Genomic DNA, 17,006 nt, shown 5'->3' on the forward strand with positions numbered 1-17,006 from the left:
GTATGAAATTAGTTTTAATTCTCGCCTCTCTTCTATTTAGTGGTATCGCTCTCGCTTGTGAGATGGCGCTACCTCATCATCTGGTGATCATCGGAGATAACGCTGATCTTCGTTCTGCCATTCATCATCAGAACTGTCCGGAAGAAACTGTGAATGAAATCACACAAATTCTGGGTTCAGTAGAAGGGAAAATAACGGCACCTCAATTAGTGACCATGTTCCGAATTAAAAATCAGGACGTGAGAATTGAGCCATCTGTGATTCAGATCCAGCAATTTAAACAAATCGTTCGCGATCAATTGATTCTTCCTCCAGGCGTTCAAATGAAATCTTCTGAAGCGATCAATGCCCAGAACTTTATCGCTCTTGCTCCGGGAGACAGACTTGAGGTTCAGTGTATCGGCTGCTTATATGGAACCGGCCAACCCTTGAACGTGAACCACATGGGTTTTGATGGCAATAACCGCACACTTACTGTGCGTGCCGACTTTAAGAAGATGGTTAAGGCCTATCGTTTAACATCTTTTATGCCTGCTTTTGCGGACGTTCCGAAGGACGTGTTAAAAGAAGAGTATGTAGAGTCTATCCCTCATACTGATCTCATTACTAATCTTGATAATCTGAAATTTTACAAGCTCAACAAACCGGTTAAAACGGGAGAACTTCTGAAGATGTCTGACCTTAACGCCATTAATCTCGTGAAGGCCGGTCTTAAAACAGAAGTGGTGATTGAGAACAGTCTTGTAAGAATCAAAACTGATGGCATCAGCCGCAGTAACGGAACACTTGGCGAAGTTGTAGAAGTGTTTCACCCTCAGAAAAATAAAAAATACCAAGGTAAAGTTGTAGATATTAACAAAGTATTAGTGGAACTATGAAAATTATTCTTTTACTCATTCTCTCTACCCTCGTTTCTTGCGCGAATTTCGTGAACAACATTCATCGTCAATTGGACAACGATGAGAAAGTAGTTAAACGTCAGGAAAAGGCCAAACGTGATCCTTATTACGCTTACCGCGAGAAGGAAAAGTGGCGTACTGACACAGACAAAAGACCAATTAAAAACCCGGTCACTTATAGCTTAAGTGATGGTGGACCTTCGGGCCGCGTGGCACCTCCGGTGAAGCGTGAATACCGCCCGCAACGTTATAAAGCGAATGACTTTGTCGACAATGATGAAGACGGAAGTCTTTGGGCCAATCAAGGTTCAAATGCCTCTCTTTTCACTTATCACAACGATAAGCACACCGGTGATATGGTGATCATTAACGTATTAGAAAATTTACGTAATCAGATTTCATCTGAATTAAAGCGCACATTTCCTGACAAGCCTAGAAAAGGAAAGGACGATGGGAAGAAGTCTGATGCTCCAGCGGCCGCAGCAGCTCCCACAAATCCAGCTGATAACGAGACAGATTTAAAAGTTTACGACAAGATTTCAGGTACTGTGACTGAGGAACTCAACAAAGATTACATCATCGTGAGTGCCCGCAAAGAAGTCATCTTTAAGAAGGAAAAAAGATCCATCGAAGTCCAAGCTCTTGTCTCAAGAAAAGACATCATGGAAAATGATTACGTGAACTCTGACAAGCTTCATGAGTCACGCGTTTACATACTAAGGGACAACTAATGTTAAAGCTTCTTCCTCTCTTGCTTTGTGCTCTTTCAGTACCGGCAATGGCATCAAGTAGCCGCATTAAAGATCTAGTGACCATCAAAGGTGTCCGTGAAAACGCACTGATTGGTTACGGTCTGGTGATTGGTCTTAACGGCACTGGTGACGGTGGTGGTGAGATCACGAATACGTCTCTTAAAAAAATGTTCCAGACTCTTGGACTTAATCCTCAGAAAGAAGTCACCAGTAAAAACGTTGCTGCCGTTATCGTGACTGCAAAGCTTCCGGCCTTTGGTCGTTTGGGTCAACACCTGGACGTGACAGTATCTTCCATCGGCGATGCTTCTTCACTGGCCGGTGGTACTCTTCTTGTAACTCCACTTAAAGGTGGTGACGGTCAGATCTACGCTGTTGCCAATGGTTCACTTTCAATCGGTGGTCTTGAGAAAGGTAAAAAGCTCGCGACGACTGCCCGTATTCCTGAAGGTGGAACAATCGAAAAAGAACTCGAAACTTCTTTCAATGATAAAAAGGCCATCCGTATGGCACTTCACAACCCGGACTTTACAACTGCTGCCCGAGTTGAAAGAACGATCAACCAGGAGCTAGGTGGTAAATACGCTACAGCTTCAGATGCCACCACAATTGATGTGATCATCCCGAACTACTACGAAAGAAAAGTGGTTGAACTCATCGCCAATATCGAAAACTTCAAAGTTATCGCGGACGCCCCGGCGAAGATCGTAATCAATGAACGTACTGGTACTTTGGTGGCCGGTGGGGACATTGTGCTTAAGCGCTCGGCCATCAGCCATGGTGACCTGGTAGTGGAAGTTAAAGGCGGAGCTGAAGGCTCAGGTAAGGCCGGATCAATCCAAATGATGGAACAAACGACGACCATTAATGACCTCGTTAAGGCCTTGAATGCACTAGGAACTAAGCCGGAAGACCTGATCTCAATCTTCCAGGCCCTAAAGCAGAACGGCTCGCTGTTAGCTGAAATCGAACTGATCTAATCCCGACAGGGAACTATTTTCCTAGGGGTGTTTTTCGCTAACACCCCCCTCTCTAAAAATGCTACACTGTAAGAAGAATCTCATCAGGATGATGAGGTCCGAAAACCAGGATGGTAAGAGTGAAAATCAACCCTCAGGCACAAGCCTTAGCTACCGCTCAAAGAAACAATCCTGTAAAACCGTATCAAGACATCGCTGAAGGCATGGAAACCAGCTTCACTTCGCATATGCTGGCAGAAATGAGAAAGACTGTGCCTAAAGAGACTCCTGATTCGTCGGCAATGGAGTACTACAATTCTTTGCTGGATTACGAAAGAGCACAAACTATGGCAAAATCAGACAGTGGTCTTGGAGTGAAGAAAGTCATCCTCGATCAGATTGTGCCACAGCATATGAAACACTATTTGAAGAATGCACAGCCGGCAATTCGTCAAGGAATGACGAAGGAGAATACAAATGAGTAGCATCGACACACGATCAGCCTTTTTTCCTCGTAGCAGAAGTGCTCAAGCCGAGTCTACAAAACAAAGCGGTAAAGTGGACGCTCCTCAACGTAACAGTATGGAACGTGCTACTGAACTAACAGAAAAAACTGCAACAGACGCGAAAGTTAACATCGGTGATGGTGTTAAGGATTTCGCTCGTATCAAGAAAGCTGCCATGAGTGCTCCTGAGACGGACAACTCTGAAAAGATCGCCCGTCTAAAAGCTCAAATCGCGGCCGGTTCATACGAAATCGATTACGACGGTCTAGCTGACAAAATCCTTACATCTGAGTTTTAAAAGGAACGATGATGGATAATCGTCTGAACGAGAAGAAACTCTACTTCCAGCGCGTATTAGCGGTGTGGGAAGGTTTCTGCCAACTTCATAAAGAGCTTTATGACCTGACTTGCGAAGAGTACCTCACTCTCCTTGCCAGCGACATTGATAAGCTTGAAACCATGCTTCCGCTTAAGGATGAAATCATCACTAAGATCGGTGAGCTTGAAAAAGATCGTACAGAACTTATCGAACAATTAAACAACACAGGTCTTTTCGCGACCAAGATCGTGAAGGCCAGTGACCTACTTGCTGCCTATGCTGAAATTGATGGGCAGAATGCAATCCCAGCTCTTAAAAACCTGAACTCACTTTTGATCGACATCGTTCAAAAGATTCAGGAACAAAATAAGAAGAACCAGCAGTTCTTAAATAAAGCCATGCTTTCTCTTCGTGAAATCAAACAAGGTTTCACCGGGAAGAAAACTTATTCCACGTACGGAGCAGACGGACTTACCCGTTCGCTCAATAGATAAAGGTACAGGGGTCTCATTTGGGTGCTGACTTACTGAATATTGGAAAATCTGGATTGTTTACGGCGAAGTCGGCCATGTCGACGACGTCGCATAACATTGCCAATGCCAATACTGATGGATACTCCCGTCAGGAAGTAAGAATGGAGACGAGCCCAACTCTTGGCGAAGGCGATTACGTTCTTGGTACCGGGGTTGAAATCCAAAGTATCAAACGTTCGCACGATGAGCTGGTTGAGAAGAAGCTCAACAATTCAATTACCGGTCACAAATTTAATGAAGAAAGAACCCTTCAGCTTGGTCACGTAGAAGAAATCTTCAACGAGATCAACTCAGAAGGCATGAACAAGGTTTTGAACCGTTTCTTCAACTCGTTCCGTGAACTTTCTAACCAGCCGGAAAACGAAACTGTTCGTAACGTGGTTAAAGAGAACGCGAAGATCGTCGTTGGTGACTTCCACCGCATTCAGAAAAACCTGGATGACGTTCGTGCCAGCATCAATAAAAAAGTTGCTTTGACTGTAGATGAAGTGAACCTTCTCACAAAGAGCATCGCTAAACTCAATAAAGAAATTAACATCCAGGAAGTAACGGGAAGTATGGCCAATGATCTTCGCGATCAGCGTGACCGTGCTCTAAGAACTCTTGCTGAGTTCTTCCCTATTTCAACTTACACCGACAACAAGGGCCAATTCATTGTTGGTATCGAAGGTGTGGGTTCAATCGTTTCTGGTGGTATCTCGCAAGACCTGGCCGTTGGAACAACAGTTCCAGAGGGCCAGACTTCTGCAGATAAAGGTGACATTCAGGTCTTCTTTGCCAACCGTCCGGGTGTACCGATGACGGACAAGATCAAGGGCGGAACACTTGGTGCTCAGATCAAAACTCGTAATGATGAAATCGTGGGTCTTGAGAAACAGGTAGACGAGCTTGCTCACGGACTTGTGCTTGCGACCAACGCCATTCACCGCCGTGGTTTCGCTAACCACCCGGTGCCTGTAGATGCTGAAGGTAATCCGATTCCAAATGCCGCTCAAAAGCAAGTAACCGGAATTAACTTCTTTAAAGAACCACTCGATCTAAAACGTGCTGCTGAGTACATCTCTATCTCAGATGAAATCGAAGCAGACGTTAATAATATCGCCGCTGCCCTTGAGGCCAACAAGCCCGGTGATAACCGTGTGGCACTTGCGGTCTCAAAACTTCAGCACGAAAAAGTTCTCGGTGCTGGTACCACGACTTTTGAAGAACAATATTTAAAGTCAGTTGGTAACATCGGTCTTCAGGCCGGTAAATCAAAAATTGATGAAGAGCAATCTCACGGGATCCTTGCTCAGGCGAAATCTTTCAAAGAACGTCTGGCGGGTGTGTCTCTGGATGAAGAGGCGGCGAACATGGTTCGCTACCAGAATGCTTACGAAGCTTCTGCTAAAGTTATCAGAGCTTCAGATGAAATGTTTAAGGCTGTTTTAGGACTACTTGGATAGGTAATGTATGAGTAGAGTTTCAGAAAACAGTTCAGTCAGTTCCATCAACTATGCCGTAGGTAAAACCAAGGGCAAGGTGGAAGATTTGCAACTGAAAGGTTCGACTCTTAAAAGAGTGTCGAAGCCTTCTGATGATCCCGTTGGTAACGTGGATCTACTCGCTATTCGTTCGCAAAATATCGATGCCGATCAATATCTTCGTAACTTAAACTTCGCCCAGACCCAACTCTCATTCACAGAAAACATTCTGGAAGAGATGACTGATCTTCTGGTAAAAGCAAAAGAACTATCAGTAGGACAAGCTTCGTCGATCTACTCTGCGGAAATCCGCCAGGGTGTGGCGAAAGAAATTCACCAGATTCGTCAGCAGGTTCTCTCTCTCGCTAACAAGCGCATGGGGAACAGGTATCTCTTCGCCGGTCAGAAAGTTCTGACTCGTCCTTTCGACATGGAAGGGAAATATCACGGCGATAAAAACAAAGTGAATATCGAGATCAATAAGGACGTTTACGTTCCGATCAATATCACGGGCCAGGAGCTTTTCTACTCTAAGATGAAAAAGCCCGCTGAGCGCTCTGATGTTGATTTAAAAATTGAATCGCCGGATCTCAATCCAGAAACTGCTGTGATGAGAAAACCAGCAAGCATTAATCCTGAGCCGCAAGAAGTGCAGGCCACCATCTTTGATGAGCTTCGCTCCCTTGAGAACGCACTCCTTACCGATAACCCGCAAGTGATCCAGGGACTCCTTGAGCGTCTGGATGACAGCATTGAGCGCGTGGTGACTTACCGTACGGAGATCGGGGCCCTAACCAACACAATTAGTAATGCCGAAGGCAATATTGAGAAAACGAAACTATTAAACGAGGCCCATAAAAGTAAGATTGAAGATGCTGATGTTACCGAACTGTTCGCGGACCTTCAAAAAGAGCAAAACGTCCTTAAGGCAACCTATAGAGCGAGCTCAAATTTGATGAATACAAGCCTGATGGACTTCCTGAAGTAAGAAAATCTTACAATTTCTTAACTTTTGAGTGAAATTATCTTGCATTTCCCCACCATTCTGTAATAAATCACACGCAACAAAACTTTATTGAGTTAGTCATATTCTTGACACGAAAGACAAGGATCAACCATGCTGGTTCTGACAAGGAAGCTAGGAGAGAGCATTGCAATCGACGATAATATCAAGATTGTTGTGGTGCAAATAAAAGGCAAGCAAGTACGCCTGGGCATTAAAGCGCCTAAAGAAACTAAGATTCACCGCGAAGAGGTCTATCAGGCCATCCAAGATCAGAACACTGAGGCAGTTCAAGCCAGCATGTCTGACATCGCGCGCCTAGGTGAAGAGCTCAAGAAGAAATAATTTTCCTCCTTGCTCATTTATTCGTTTGACTGATACCATCATAGTGCTATGGTAAGAATACCTTACCATTTCATTTTGGAGGAATCCGTGAAAGTCAAAACCACTAGATTTGGGGAACTTGAAGTTAATCCAAATGATATCGTTACCTTTGCTGAAGGTCTTCTCGGTTTTGAAAATCTAAAAAAATACTTCGTTGTTGATCCAGGTGATAGCACTCTGATTCTATGGCTTCAGTCTACTGAGGATGAGAAAGTTGCATTTCCAATCATCGAACCAAAGATTTTCAAGCCAGATTATATCGCAAAACTTCTTCCAGCTGATCTGAATGGCCTTGAACTTGAGTCTCTTCAAACAGCTAAGCTTTATTCTATCTTAACGATCCCAGCGAACGTGACAGAAATGTCAGCAAACCTTAAAGCTCCAGTTGTAATCAACTCGACTAAGAAGGTTGGTAAGCAGATCGTTCTTCAGGATTCTAAGCTTTCAGTGAAGCATGAGATGTACAAAGAACTTAAAACTTTCATCGTGAACTTCTCTTCAGACGATGCTCGCCGTACTTCGTACGAGCCAAGCATTGCGCTTGAAACTGGTGACCTTAAATCGAACACAACTTCGATTTCTCGCACTCTAGAAGCTTAATTAGCTCACAATCAGTACTAAAATAAAAAAGCCCTCGAAAGAGGGCTTTTTTTTGGCTTTAATTTAAAGATTAACCGTGGTTTCCGTAGCACTTCTCGAGAGAGAAATGTACATGGTGGCCTCAGGATGATTCGGCTCACGTGAAAGCACGTTCTGCCACTCAGCTTGGGCCTCAATGATGTTTCCGTTACCGTAGAAAAGAAGACCAAGAGCAATTCTTGCTGGCATATAACCAGGCTGCTCGTTCTTTAAGCGCTTAAGCTCTTCAAACGCCTTAGAAGTGAATCCTTTCTTAGTATAAGTCTTAGCAACTTTGATTCTGATTTCAAGATTATCCGGATCTAGCGTGATCGCTTTGTTGTATTCGAATAGAGCTTCGTCCACGCGGCCATATGAAGCGTACATTTCGGCCAGCTCATAGTGCTTAAGCGAGAACTTCTTATTCAGGTGAGGATCCGAAAGACCCTGTTGCTGAGTATTTTTAACCTGATTATTGGCCTTCTCGAAGATCGCCTTGGCCTCTTCGTATTTGCCGATATCGTTGTATATTACTGAAAGTGAAATCGCAGCGTCCGTGTGGTGAGGATCAAGTTCCAGCACGCGACTGAAGGCCTTAATCGCCTTCCCTAGCTCGCCTCTTACGTGAAACACGTTAGCGAGGTAGAAAAACGCTTCTGTAGCGTTTGGATTCTGTTCGATGATTTCGTTTAGAAAAAGACTGGCAGTTTTAAGATCATTTTTTTGGAAGGCATCTTTGGCTTTTTTCAATAGATCGCTAAGTTTCACATTTTCCAAAGCTGTCTCCAGGTCTTAAAGGTGTTTCTGACATTCGTCTTTAGCTGATTTTATTTCTTTTTGACTCTGTTTATCAATCGATGAGTAAAACTTTTCCACGTATTCTAGACATGGTTGCCACTCTTTAAGCTTGGAAGTAGCTAGAATTGTTCTCACCATTGCGTGATTTCTGGTTTTTTCGTCCTGGTGATTTTCCAGAATGTCTAAGTACCAGTAACGAGCGGCCGAGAACTCTTTAGTCTTGAAATAAAAATCGGCGATATACTGATCTTTCTCACGAAGCATGGTTTTTGCTTTCACAATTTTCTGCTCGGCCTCAGTTCGATAACTTGAGTCGCCGTACTTCTGAATGACTTCATCGTAGTACTTCAAAGATTCAAGTGCGGGCTCGAGATCGCGGTCAATCGTATCTGGAATTTGTTTATAGTAAGATTCAGCGATCTTAAACACCACGTATGGAATTTTCTCATGACGAGGGTGGAAATCACGGAACAACAAATAGGCCGCTGCGGATTCAATATAGTTCTCTTGAAGATACAGGATGTCCGCTTGAAGAAGTTCCGCTGGAGTGGCGTAAAACGAATAAGGGTGCTGAGTCTTAATCAAATTCAGTTTCTCAGTCGCGAGGATGTAGCGTTCAGCGCCCATAAGCTCCTCAGCTTCCTTATAAAGAATTTCTGCTTCTGTTTTGCCCTTAGGTTTGTCCGAAGAACAAGAGGCCAATAAAACGATTAGAACGATAAAAACAATATTTCTCATAGCTGGACCGATAAATCCTTGTAGATTTCCTTAAAGAGTAACTTAAAAAACGCAATAAAGGGAATAATCACGATCATTCCCACGATTCCCCCAAGCTGAGAACCGATAATAATGCTCACAACCACCACTATCGGGTGAAGATTTACAATTTTCGACACGAGTAGCGGGAACACCAGGATCATATCAATCAGATTGGCCAATGTGTAGATCACTACCATCCCAAGCATAGATACATTCGGATCTTTTGAAAGAAGCGCGATGAAAAAAGCCGGCACAAATCCAATGACGGGACCGATATAAGGCAAGATATTGGTCACACCTGCCACAAATCCTAAAATAAATGGATAAGGAAATCCCACAATCAATAGTCCAAGAGTCACCAATGTACCAAGAATTGTGGCCTCGATAAATTTGGCGATGATGTATTCACCAAACTTGGTGTTGAACTGAGAAAAGAGCACATAACTTTTTTCAAAGATCGGATTTGGAATCGCCTCCAAAAGTCCCTGACTAAATTTTCGACTCTCCATAAAGAAGAACCAGAGGAAAAGAGGAACGAGAAGCATCCACTCAAACATGGCGGACAAGTAATCAGGAATATGATTGAGAAAATCCGCACCCTGACTTTCAATCTTCGCCATGACGTAATTGACTGGATCTAATTTCAATTTAAATCCGAATTGATCAAACACCTTCACCTTCAAGCCAAAGACCTTGTCCTGAAGAATTTTCTGGGCCTCAGGTAACTGAGCAGAAAATTTTCCGAAGTCCGTGTCCATATTGTAGAGGGTGGCGAAGAGCGGAAAGAACATGAACGACACACCTACCAGCATGATACAGAAATAAATAAATCGCTGCTTCTTACTACCGGTGGTGAGTTTCACGGTGAACGGCTTTGCCATGAGATATAAGATATAAGCAAAACCAAAAGGCAGAGTCAGACGGGGAAATAAAATGGCGAAGATCACCGCACCGGCAAACATCGCTAAAAATAAATAGAGTTTTATCTTTTGATTTCGTTTCATCTATCCACGTTGCTCTAATTCTTTGACTTTCTTTTTAAGCATCACGATCTCACGAGTAAGTTGCCCCATGCGATTGGCCATGATGAGTGCAGTTTCACGTAGAAACTTTGCACCCAATACCGGATAAAGTTCCAGCATGCGCTCAAGGTCTGGTTTAAAGATCCCAAGGAGCACCGTATTTTCTGCCGCCACAACTGTCGCACTTCTGCGATTGAACTCTTCCAGGAGACCCATCTCACCAAAGTACTGACGTTTCTCCAGACGAATGACAAAGTCACCCATGTCTTCAGTCTGCGTGCCAAAGTTGGCGTGAATATTGACCGAGCCGGAAAAAATAAAATAGAAACCATAACCCGAGTCACCTTGCTTGAAGATCACTTCGTTGGTCATGAATTCGCGGCGATGTAAAAACTTAGTAAAGAGTCTCACCTCATTGTCTGAGAATGAGTTAAGAACTGATACCTTCTTAAAAAAATCGTGATAGCTCTCTTTCGCCAAGAACGAGAGAGGACTTGCGTCCCAAAGATACTTAAGAATAGGAATTTCTAGACGATCACCAGTGGATTCACCTCGAGACATTTTTTCCATGACTTCTTTTTCGTAACTCATTTGAGTTCCTCTAGACCGGTATTTTTAATCCAACCCTGATAGCGAGAAGGATAAAGAATTTTTCTCCATTCACCTTGATGAGTGGCAAGCACCAAAACTCCTGCTGGCAATTCTTCACGAGTCGGAAAAATCGCTGAAGGACCGTCTTGAATTCCTTGAGGTGCACTGACAACTGCCAGGGGCCAAGAGTTGATCCAGAAATCCAAACCAACAATCAAGAGAACAAATACAGTGAGAGCAGCAAAAGCTGAAAGGGATTTTTTCTTCAGCACACCAACCATGCCCGCGATCAAAACGAACAAAGCGAGAGTACTCAGAATTCCTTCCGAAGCAATCATCGCACCACGTACGGCGTAATCACTCCAGGCAAGGGGCTTTTCTAATCGAGTTGTCTCCAATTCTTTTTCAACCAACTCTAGATTTTGCTCTGATTCTTTTGAAATGAAACCTTCACGCTCAGCTTGTAAAAGATGAAAGCGAGCTTTTCCAAACTCTCTCATGCCAGCATAGACAGTGCCCATGTTGTAATGCCAGAGCCCAGAGGAGATCTTAGACTTATTTGCCTCTAATGTTTTAAGGGCATTCGCATAGTCCTTCTGAACATATAGGGCCTCAACTGTTTTCAACGTGTCTTCGATAGTAGTATCCTCCAAAAAGTCAGGGTATTATCCCTTGAGCACAGGAAATAAATCAAGAAATACAGTTCGAAGGATCGAATGACACTGAAGCCCATAGAGACGGAATTTTCGGAGCGATTATTACGCCAAAACAAGATGGATGAGTCCCGCTTTGATTTAAACGAAAAGGCCCCCATCGTGACGATTGTTCCACCGAAAGTAATCTGGGCCCAATTGCAGTTTGAACATGACCCTTCGCGGGAGGTTTCTCAAGTAGAAATTCCTGGTTGGTACTATGATTGTTTTAAAGATCTAAAATCAGCAGAATTAAAATACCCGCATATCCACACCAAGATCGTTGGCACTCCGGCCAATGTTTATAAGTTTCTTCAAAGTGAAGCGGCCCAAGGCATTATTGATTTTTCGCCTTTGGGAGCGGCGGTGGTTTCAAAAGAGGCGCTAAACGTTGAAGTTACCCAGGAGCTTCATCAGCATACAATGCCTTACTGGCTTCATTATGCGTTGAGTCCTGAACTTTGGGGTACACAAGGGAAATGGACCCGTTTTCACTCTCGACTTCATACCCTTCTCCAAGGTAAAGCTCTCTTAAACGGGACAGATTCTCCAGGTTTCTATCCCCTTCCAAAACAAGCTAAGAAGCTTGAATCTTTCGGATTTTTTGGTTCAGACCTCGAAAATTCGTACCTTCTAGTGCTACCATGGTCATTCCCCCTGTCAGCATTAGAAAAACTGGAAGCGACAATCCAGCAGGAGTTCTAGATGTTCATTTTGAGATCGGTCCATGCAGATGACCTAAAAGATCTTTATAAACTTAGTATGATCATGACTTTCATTAATCTTCCGGCCGATGAGGAACTCATTAGCTCTAAGATTGAAAGCTCGATGAAGAGTTTCAAAAATCCAAGCTCAGAACTATTTAAGAATTACTATATTTTCGTTCTGGAAGATTCTGAGACAGGAGAAATCCTTGGTTGCTCAATGATTCACGCCCAACACGGAACTGAACAAGAGCCACACTTCTATTTAACGGTGGGCCAAGAGGCCAAGTTTTCTCAAACTATCAATACTGGTTTCGTTCACGGAACTTTAAAGCTGGGTCTGGATTTCCACGGTCCAACTGAGATTGGCGGACTGATCTTAAATCCGGATTTCCGTGGTCACAAAGAGAAGCTAGGAAAACAACTTTCATTCGTGCGTTTCCTTTATATGGCCGCTTCACCAGAGCGCTTTAAGCCCATGGTTCACTCGGAACTCATGCCTCCGTTTGATAAAAATGGAAATTCTCCTCTATGGGAGGCCGTAGGTAGAAGATTCATGAACATGCATTATCATGAAGCCGACGTCCTCTCTCGAAACAACAAAGAATTCATTCTCAGCCTTTTCCCATCAGAAAATATTTATCAGACCCTTCTTCCCATGGAAGCTCGTGAGTCGATTGGTAAAGTGGGTAAAGAGACTGAACCGGTTAAGAAAATGCTCGAATCAATTGGCTTCAAATACACTTTTGAAGTTGATCCATTCGATGGCGGCCCTCACTATCGCTGTCCTCTGAAAGACATTAAGCCAATCAAAGAAAAACTCTCGGGCCTACTCATCACTAATAAGAGCTTTGATGTTTCTAAGGCCAAGGAAGTGATTCTTTCACTTGAGCATCCTGAGCATGATTTCTTCGCGTTCAGAACGATGATTCAAGTGCATGGAGACGGACAACTTTCAATCGATCCACAATTGGTGAAAGATTTGGGAATTACTCTTCCTCAGAAGGTAACTGCCATTCCGTTTAACTAGGCCTGTTTTTTATTGATGAGAACACCGTTCGTTTCAGCGAAACGAATCTTGTCTTTTCCGTCGACTGAGGGAGTTTTCACCACGTACATTTCAGTGGCCTTATTGTATCCCTTGAAAGCATCGAGCTTATGGACAGCAGTATCGGTACTGCGGGCAATCTCACGTTGCCACAGCACGATCTCAGAACTTAAAAATGTTGATTCTTCGGTCTTAGCATCTTCCGGTTTGTCTTCTTCAACCTGAGGGGCCAAATCCGTAATGGTTTTTTTAGGGAAGTTTAAGACCCGGGCCTCAGTTTGGGGCCCTGGGGTCGGGGCAGAGACGGTCCTATGGACCGGTTTTTGAACAGGTTCATCATCCCAGACAATAAGCTCCTCGCCCGCTGCTTTTTTGAGCGGAACCTGCTTAACATGCAGGACTTCTGAGAGTTTTAGCATCTCTTCTAGCCCTAAAATCTTCAGAGCACGAAGGACGAAGGAGGATTTTGACAAGGACGGTCCTTTTTTGACTGTATCGGTCAAGAACTCCTAAAACTTGAGCAAAATAATCTAAACGATTTCACTGCCAAAAATACTGGACAAAAAATCCTAGGAAGTTTATAAATTACAAACCTTTTAGGTAGATAAGTTGGGAAGTGGCGCAGTTGGTTAGCGCAGCAGACTGTTAATCTGTTGGTCGAGAGTTCGAATCTCTCCTTCCCAGCCACTTATTTTCGAGCACAAAAATCCACTACATTTTTTTGATAAACAGCAGAGTCATTTTCCAGTAAAGTGCGTTCACATATGATTTTCACGACTCCTCAATACTCAAAACTAAAGTCACGTTTAAAGGCCAAATATAAGAAGGATCTCTCTAAGTCTCTTAAGACGATGAAGAAACTTCCTGAAAGCTCACTCTCTGATTGGTTAGATCACCATGCAGATGAGTTAAAAGAGTTCAGTACCTTCAATTGGCATTTTCTCACGTTGATTGACACTCACAATTTTTTCAATGCTCAAGAAGCTAATCTTGGAAAAGAAGATTTTGGTCCGCATGAAGAGATGGTTTTTGAGAGATGGAACAACAGTGAGTTCGCTGATGTGTTCTTAAAAACTTTGAACCGTGGACAGATTCTCGGCAAGGCCTCTCAGACCACATTGAAAGTTTTTGATAAGCATCTCGTGGCACTTGCGGAAAAACATATTCTAAAATCAACCAAGACATCTGCTGCTTATCGCGCGCAGACTTCTCTTGGCGAATACGTTAAAAATAAAAAGACCCTGAAGCTTCTTGAAACGACTCTTCATCTTGAAGGCAAAGAACTTCGTCTCATGACTCAGAGTCTGAAAGAGATGAAACTTTTCTCTCAGCGAATTGAAGTAGCACTTAAGCTCATTAAGAAATTCTCTCCTTCTTCGTGGGAAAGATTCCAGGCCTTCACAGATGTGATTATTCCGATTAAGCAGGAACAACTCGTGAGTTACTCTCACCAGGATCTTCCGGGCTACTCGATGATTAATCTTTATCACCGCGACTTCGTGGATCTGATGGACGATCTTCTGCATGAAAATGGTCACCACCACCTGAACTATTATTTAAATCTGGGGAAACTCATCGATGAGCCAGTGGATAACATCTACTACTCTCCGTGGAGAAGAACTCTTCGTCCGCTTCGTGGTGTGTATCACGCTTACTTCACTTTCTTCTGGGCCTTCAAATTGTTTGCTGATTTAGCGAAAGCAAAAGAAGTTGACTCAATTTGGTATCTCTTTAGCAAGACTGAAAAAGAGAAGATGATCTGGCGTGCCGTGGAAGAGTTTCACATGTTGAACTACACTTTCGAAGAGCTTAAATGGGCGCGCAAGCAGGGTCTGATTAAAGACACTGGTTGGAACCTGATACTTGAGCAACAGAAAGAACTTAACCGATTTAAGCGCCTGATTCCAACTTGGGAGAAGAAACTTAAAACGCATAAGAAAGATCTGAAAGATTTGAAAGCAACTTTGAACAAGGCCCGCAAAGACTTCGCTAAATAATGAACGAAAACTTAGTTCTTGAACCTATTTCATCTAAACACTTCGAAGAATGGAAAACCATTCTTGCTCCTCTGCCTTTAACTCAAGGGACCTTCAATTTCTTTCTGGATATGATGAACAATCAATCCAATAGTGATTCGTCTTACGTGTATATCGTGAAGACCGCTGAGGGCGAGCTCCTGGGTAACGTGAGTGTGATGAACATTCGTCGTGGGGAATTGCAGAGTGGTCTGGTGGAATGCAAAATTCTTGAATCGCATCGCCAGAAAGGTTTTGGAGAACGGGCCCTCAAAGCAATTGAAGACATTGCCTTCACTAAGCTTCAGCTGAATAAAATTGAAGTTTATGCCCCGGAGAAAAATCAGGCCGCCCAGAAACTTCTTAAAAAGCTGGGTTATCAACAAGACTCAGATCTGTTTGTGAAAATTAAAAGTTAAGTTCCTGCTGCATTTGATTGGCCGGCATGAGATCACCCTTCGCGGCCGAGACCTGAATCCCTTCCTTCCAGATTTTCTTAGCTTCCTCAACCAAACCAAGACCTTTTAGAGCACGCCCTAGAGCAAGATATGCCACCGAGTACTTAGGATCAGCTGCCAGAACTTTCTCAAGATGATTGCGGGCCTTTTCCCAATCACCTCTTTCAACGGCGATAGAACCCAGTCCGTAATTGGCGAGAGTGTCCTCAGGATCGATTTCCAGAACTTGTTCGAACATTGATTCACGTTGCGCCCATTCATTTTGCTGGGCCTTTTTACGGGCCTCTTCCACTTCCTTATTCTTCGCCTCAGCTCCGAACATTTGGAAAGACTTAATGGTCGCTTGTGACTTCTGCTCTTCTGCTTCTTGAATTTTTCCCATCTTCATTAAGAAGAGAGACATATTGGTGTGAGCAAGAACTGAAGTCGGATCAACTTCCGAGAGCTTCTGCATGATTGCAATCGCCTCAGGATAACGATCCAGGCGACCCAGCATCACGCCCAGACTTTCATAGGCATCACCAAATTTTGGATCTAGCTCAATGGCCATACGGAACTTCTCTTCCGCGGTCTTATAATCATCACGCATGAAGTATTCAGAACCAGCATAGAAAAGTTCACGAGACTTTTCTTCAGAGCTGCCAGAAATGAGCGGATAGTAACGAACAAAACCATCATGCTCTTTTCCGTTAAGCTTGAAATGAAGTTTCATGCCTGCCACTCGAAAATCTCTTAAAAGATCCGAAGCGAGATAAAACTTTCCTTCCCACGTAAGGCATTTGTGAGCAGTTCCGATTTTCTTTTCAAAACTTTCAATCTCACCGGGGTTTAACATTTCTGAAACTTCTACCAGAACAGGACTGTAAGCAGCTCCTCTTCTCGTGGCAATTTTAGAAACTGTTTCCTGTCCAGGATAACAACCCTTGTTCATCACCACCGAAAGATCGAAGAGGCGAAGGTTATTAATGATTTGATGAGAGTAATCTGATCCATCAAAACTCGGCCAACCAGTCAGTCCGCGCCAGGTTTCAACTTGATGAGAATCGAGAATATTTAAATGAGCTACCGGAGAAGAGAATTGGATAAACGCTTCTTCCCCAAAGATCTCGCCTTTAAATTTTTTGGTCGAGACATGTTCATGGGCGCGAGGACCGATGATAACCAAAATCTCAGTCTTATGTGGATCAGAGATGGTCACGTCTTCTGAGATCAAGAACTTGTTCAGACGAGCAATCGTCTGATCCAGAATAAGCTCAGGTGCCAAGAAACTAAATTCCGTTTTATCTTTTAGGATCCAGCCATAACACTCCACTCGTCCTTGAGGATCAAGGAAGCTCGCGAGGTGAAAGCTGTGTGGTTCAAGTTTACTTACGTCGAAAGTCGATTGAGTTTGTAGAAAAGTTTCTACATCATCACCCGTTAACTTTAATTCGATTAAAGGAACGCTGAACTGGCCCGCATGAAAACGGTATTGATTAAGCAT

Annotated in this window: 21 protein-coding genes and 1 tRNA gene; 15 read left to right on the forward strand and 7 right to left on the reverse strand. The window is 43.5% G+C overall.

What is annotated here, in order from left to right; translation table 11 throughout:
- Positions 1-2 precede the first annotated feature (2 nt).
- From SOO65_RS00845 to fliW, 10 genes are all read left to right on the forward strand, one after another.
- Positions 3-878 carry a flagella basal body P-ring formation protein FlgA gene (locus SOO65_RS00845; RefSeq protein WP_321395502.1) on the forward strand — a complete coding sequence of 292 codons (876 nt, stop codon included), beginning with the start codon at positions 3-5 and terminating at the stop codon, positions 876-878.
- A complete protein-coding gene (locus tag SOO65_RS00850) occupies positions 875-1,630 on the forward strand; it encodes a flagellar basal body L-ring protein FlgH (RefSeq protein WP_321395504.1) in 756 nt (251 codons plus the stop codon). The genes SOO65_RS00845 and SOO65_RS00850 overlap by 4 nt, the downstream gene beginning before the upstream one ends.
- A complete protein-coding gene (locus SOO65_RS00855; protein WP_321395506.1) occupies positions 1,630-2,631 on the forward strand; it encodes a flagellar basal body P-ring protein FlgI in 1,002 nt (333 codons plus the stop codon). Before SOO65_RS00850 ends, SOO65_RS00855 begins: the two co-directional genes overlap by 1 nt.
- Positions 2,632-2,750: 119 nt before the next feature.
- Positions 2,751-3,095: a rod-binding protein gene (locus tag SOO65_RS00860; protein WP_321395508.1), complete on the forward strand. Its 345-nt coding sequence runs from the start codon at positions 2,751-2,753 to the stop codon at positions 3,093-3,095.
- Entirely contained in the window at positions 3,088-3,414 is a 327-nt protein-coding gene (flgM, locus tag SOO65_RS00865; protein WP_321395510.1) for a flagellar biosynthesis anti-sigma factor FlgM, read from the forward strand. Before SOO65_RS00860 ends, flgM begins: the two co-directional genes overlap by 8 nt.
- Before the next feature lie 11 nt (positions 3,415-3,425).
- On the forward strand, positions 3,426-3,929 hold the full coding sequence (locus SOO65_RS00870) for a flagellar protein FlgN (protein ID WP_321395511.1): 504 nt from the start codon (positions 3,426-3,428) through the stop codon (positions 3,927-3,929).
- Between the two features lie 17 nt (positions 3,930-3,946).
- On the forward strand, positions 3,947-5,413 hold the full coding sequence (gene flgK / locus SOO65_RS00875; RefSeq protein ID WP_321395513.1) for a flagellar hook-associated protein FlgK: 1,467 nt from the start codon (positions 3,947-3,949) through the stop codon (positions 5,411-5,413).
- A 7-nt stretch (positions 5,414-5,420) separates the two neighbouring features.
- Positions 5,421-6,419, forward strand: a complete 999-nt coding sequence (flgL, locus tag SOO65_RS00880; protein ID WP_321395516.1) for a flagellar hook-associated protein FlgL — start codon at positions 5,421-5,423, stop codon at positions 6,417-6,419.
- A gap of 129 nt (positions 6,420-6,548) precedes the next feature.
- Positions 6,549-6,779 (forward strand): carbon storage regulator CsrA, encoded by a 231-nt coding sequence (gene csrA, locus SOO65_RS00885; protein ID WP_321395519.1) that lies wholly within the window; start codon positions 6,549-6,551, stop codon positions 6,777-6,779.
- Positions 6,780-6,866: 87 nt separating this feature from the next.
- Positions 6,867-7,418 carry a flagellar assembly protein FliW gene (fliW, locus tag SOO65_RS00890; RefSeq protein WP_321395521.1) on the forward strand — a complete coding sequence of 184 codons (552 nt, stop codon included), beginning with the start codon at positions 6,867-6,869 and terminating at the stop codon, positions 7,416-7,418.
- A gap of 63 nt (positions 7,419-7,481) precedes the next feature.
- Here fliW and SOO65_RS00895 read toward each other — a convergent pair whose 3' ends face one another.
- Genes SOO65_RS00895 through SOO65_RS00915 form a run of 5 tightly spaced genes read right to left on the reverse strand, consistent with a single transcriptional unit; the run spans position 7,482 to position 11,259 of the window.
- Positions 7,482-8,204 (reverse strand): tetratricopeptide repeat protein, encoded by a 723-nt coding sequence (locus tag SOO65_RS00895; RefSeq protein WP_321395523.1) that lies wholly within the window; start codon positions 8,202-8,204, stop codon positions 7,482-7,484.
- Positions 8,205-8,228: 24 nt separating this feature from the next.
- The gene (locus SOO65_RS00900; protein WP_321395525.1) at positions 8,229-8,972 is read right to left on the reverse strand and encodes an outer membrane protein assembly factor BamD; all 744 of its coding nucleotides are present in this window, start codon (positions 8,970-8,972) and stop codon (positions 8,229-8,231) included.
- Complete coding sequence (locus SOO65_RS00905; RefSeq protein WP_321395528.1) at positions 8,969-9,997, reverse strand: AI-2E family transporter; 1,029 nt, start codon at positions 9,995-9,997, stop codon at positions 8,969-8,971. The genes SOO65_RS00900 and SOO65_RS00905 overlap by 4 nt, the downstream gene beginning before the upstream one ends.
- Positions 9,998-10,606: a cyclic nucleotide-binding domain-containing protein gene (locus tag SOO65_RS00910; RefSeq protein ID WP_321395530.1), complete on the reverse strand. Its 609-nt coding sequence runs from the start codon at positions 10,604-10,606 to the stop codon at positions 9,998-10,000. It abuts the gene before it with no gap.
- Positions 10,603-11,259, reverse strand: coding sequence for a hypothetical protein (locus SOO65_RS00915; RefSeq protein WP_321395532.1), 657 nt, complete (start codon positions 11,257-11,259; stop codon positions 10,603-10,605). The genes SOO65_RS00910 and SOO65_RS00915 overlap by 4 nt, the downstream gene beginning before the upstream one ends.
- A 63-nt stretch (positions 11,260-11,322) precedes the next feature.
- Here SOO65_RS00915 and SOO65_RS00920 point away from each other — a divergent pair, with 63 nt between their 5' ends.
- Positions 11,323-12,003, forward strand: coding sequence for a hypothetical protein (locus SOO65_RS00920; RefSeq protein WP_321395534.1), 681 nt, complete (start codon positions 11,323-11,325; stop codon positions 12,001-12,003).
- A complete protein-coding gene (locus SOO65_RS00925; protein WP_321395536.1) occupies positions 12,004-13,032 on the forward strand; it encodes an arginine N-succinyltransferase in 1,029 nt (342 codons plus the stop codon).
- On the opposite strand, the gene SOO65_RS00930 is transcribed toward SOO65_RS00925, so the two are convergent.
- A complete protein-coding gene (locus tag SOO65_RS00930; RefSeq protein WP_321395538.1) occupies positions 13,029-13,523 on the reverse strand; it encodes a hypothetical protein in 495 nt (164 codons plus the stop codon). The two genes, SOO65_RS00925 and SOO65_RS00930, sit on opposite strands and share 4 nt — an antisense overlap.
- A 137-nt stretch (positions 13,524-13,660) precedes the next feature.
- Here SOO65_RS00930 and SOO65_RS00935 point away from each other — a divergent pair.
- From SOO65_RS00935 to SOO65_RS00945, 3 genes are all read left to right on the forward strand, one after another.
- Positions 13,661-13,737: transfer RNA gene (locus tag SOO65_RS00935), tRNA-Asn, on the forward strand.
- Positions 13,738-13,814: 77 nt separating this feature from the next.
- Positions 13,815-15,047, forward strand: a complete 1,233-nt coding sequence (locus SOO65_RS00940) for an aKG-HExxH-type peptide beta-hydroxylase (protein ID WP_321395540.1) — start codon at positions 13,815-13,817, stop codon at positions 15,045-15,047.
- The gene (locus tag SOO65_RS00945) at positions 15,047-15,484 is read left to right on the forward strand and encodes a GNAT family N-acetyltransferase (protein ID WP_321395542.1); all 438 of its coding nucleotides are present in this window, start codon (positions 15,047-15,049) and stop codon (positions 15,482-15,484) included. Before SOO65_RS00940 ends, SOO65_RS00945 begins: the two co-directional genes overlap by 1 nt.
- Here the strand turns inward: SOO65_RS00945 and SOO65_RS00950 are convergent.
- Positions 15,474-17,006, reverse strand: a complete 1,533-nt coding sequence (locus SOO65_RS00950) for a tetratricopeptide repeat protein (RefSeq protein WP_321395544.1) — start codon at positions 17,004-17,006, stop codon at positions 15,474-15,476. The genes SOO65_RS00945 and SOO65_RS00950 overlap by 11 nt on opposite strands.

The organism is Peredibacter starrii, from assembly GCF_034259205.1.
GTDB classification, from domain to species: domain Bacteria; phylum Bdellovibrionota; class Bacteriovoracia; order Bacteriovoracales; family Bacteriovoracaceae; genus Peredibacter; species Peredibacter starrii.

Coding starts and splice junctions, on each gene's coding strand:
- SOO65_RS00845 (WP_321395502.1), top strand. CDS start 3: ATGAAATTAGTTTTAATTCTCGCCTCTCTTCTATTTAGTGGTATCGCT.
- SOO65_RS00850 (WP_321395504.1), top strand. CDS start 875: ATGAAAATTATTCTTTTACTCATTCTCTCTACCCTCGTTTCTTGCGCG.
- SOO65_RS00855 (WP_321395506.1), top strand. CDS start 1,630: ATGTTAAAGCTTCTTCCTCTCTTGCTTTGTGCTCTTTCAGTACCGGCA.
- flgM (WP_321395510.1), top strand. CDS start 3,088: ATGAGTAGCATCGACACACGATCAGCCTTTTTTCCTCGTAGCAGAAGT.
- SOO65_RS00870 (WP_321395511.1), top strand. CDS start 3,426: ATGGATAATCGTCTGAACGAGAAGAAACTCTACTTCCAGCGCGTATTA.
- flgL (WP_321395516.1), top strand. CDS start 5,421: ATGAGTAGAGTTTCAGAAAACAGTTCAGTCAGTTCCATCAACTATGCC.
- csrA (WP_321395519.1), top strand. CDS start 6,549: ATGCTGGTTCTGACAAGGAAGCTAGGAGAGAGCATTGCAATCGACGAT.
- SOO65_RS00900 (WP_321395525.1), bottom strand. CDS start 8,972: ATGAGAAATATTGTTTTTATCGTTCTAATCGTTTTATTGGCCTCTTGT.
- SOO65_RS00905 (WP_321395528.1), bottom strand. CDS start 9,997: ATGAAACGAAATCAAAAGATAAAACTCTATTTATTTTTAGCGATGTTT.
- SOO65_RS00910 (WP_321395530.1), bottom strand. CDS start 10,606: ATGAGTTACGAAAAAGAAGTCATGGAAAAAATGTCTCGAGGTGAATCC.
- SOO65_RS00920 (WP_321395534.1), top strand. CDS start 11,323: ATGACACTGAAGCCCATAGAGACGGAATTTTCGGAGCGATTATTACGC.
- SOO65_RS00925 (WP_321395536.1), top strand. CDS start 12,004: ATGTTCATTTTGAGATCGGTCCATGCAGATGACCTAAAAGATCTTTAT.
- SOO65_RS00940 (WP_321395540.1), top strand. CDS start 13,815: ATGATTTTCACGACTCCTCAATACTCAAAACTAAAGTCACGTTTAAAG.
- SOO65_RS00945 (WP_321395542.1), top strand. CDS start 15,047: ATGAACGAAAACTTAGTTCTTGAACCTATTTCATCTAAACACTTCGAA.
- SOO65_RS00950 (WP_321395544.1), bottom strand. CDS start 17,006: ATGCTTAATCAATACCGTTTTCATGCGGGCCAGTTCAGCGTTCCTTTA.